This is a genomic window from Gordonia sp. N1V (genome assembly GCF_029269935.1).
Taxonomy (GTDB): Bacteria; Actinomycetota; Actinomycetes; order Mycobacteriales; family Mycobacteriaceae; genus Gordonia; species Gordonia polyisoprenivorans.
In genome coordinates this window covers 1-1142 of the sequence record NZ_JARJDD010000063.1, presented here as the reverse complement: position 1 = coordinate 1142, position 1142 = coordinate 1, and the positions used below count along the sequence as shown (strand labels likewise).

The window sequence follows — 1142 nt, the reverse complement described above, 5'->3', positions numbered from 1 at the left end:
CTGCGGCGGCGTGGTGTTTGGCGGCGATCACCTTCTTGAGTTCGAGCATCGATACATCGGAGAGGTAGCGGCGGGTGACCTGCCACTCGTCGTGGGCCTCGATCACCACCGCGGTCGACAGCCGTAGAAACGCCGCCGGGTTCGGGAAGATCTCCACGACATCAGCGCGGCGTTTAATTTCCTTGTTCAACCGTTCGATCGGGTTGTTCGACCAGATCTTTTGCCAGTGCGCCTTCGGGAACGCGGTGAACGCCAACACATCAGCTTTGGCTTCCCGCATCATCGCCGCCACTTTCGGGAACGACGCTTCCAGCGTGTCGGCCACCTGGTCCCACTGGGCGTGGATGTCGTCGGGTTCGGTGTGGGCGAAGATCGTCTTGACCGCCGCGGTCACCACCGGGGCCTGTTTCGCCGAGACCGCCCCGTGCAGGTTACGCATGAAATGCACCCGGCATCGCTGCCAAGTGACGTTGCTGAACTGCTGCGCCACAGCAGCTTTCAACCCTGCATGGGCATCAGAGGTGACCAACTGCACCCCCGCCAGACCACGCGCTTTCAGCGACGCGAAGAACTCCCGCCAGAACTCGAACGACTCCGAGTCGCCGACTGCGGTACCGAGTACCTCCCGCGAGCCATCCATCGACACTCCGGTGGCCACCACGAGCGCCTGAGAGACCACGTGCGCACCGACCCGAACCTTGCAGTAGGTCGCATCAGCAAACACGTACGGAAACGTGGTGTGGGCCAGTGAGCGTTCCCGGAAGCGGGTGATCTCGGTATCGAGACCACCACAGATGCGCGAGACCTCCGATTTCGAGATCCCGGTATCGACGCCGAGGGCGGTGACCAGGTCATCGACGTTGCGCGTGGAGACCCCATGCACGTAGGCCTCCATGATCACCGCATGCAACGCCTTGTCGATACGGCGGCGCCGTTCCAACAACACCGGAAAGAACGAGCCCGACCGCAGCTTGGGGATCTTCACCGACACATCCCCGGCCGGGGTCGATACCGTCTTGGCCCGGTGCCCGTTGCGGTGCACCGTGCGCTCTGCAGACCGCTCGTAGCGGCCGGCACCGATCTTTTCGGTGGCCTCGGCCTCGATCAACGCCTGCAGTCCGGCACGGACCAGCTCAGCGAAC

At 63.5% G+C, this 1142-nt stretch carries 1 protein-coding gene; it reads right to left on the bottom strand.

Features of this window, described 5'->3' with window-relative positions:
* A partial coding sequence (locus tag P3L18_RS28105) for an IS256 family transposase (protein ID WP_276115996.1) occupies nt 1-1142 on the bottom strand: 1142 nt, incomplete at both ends.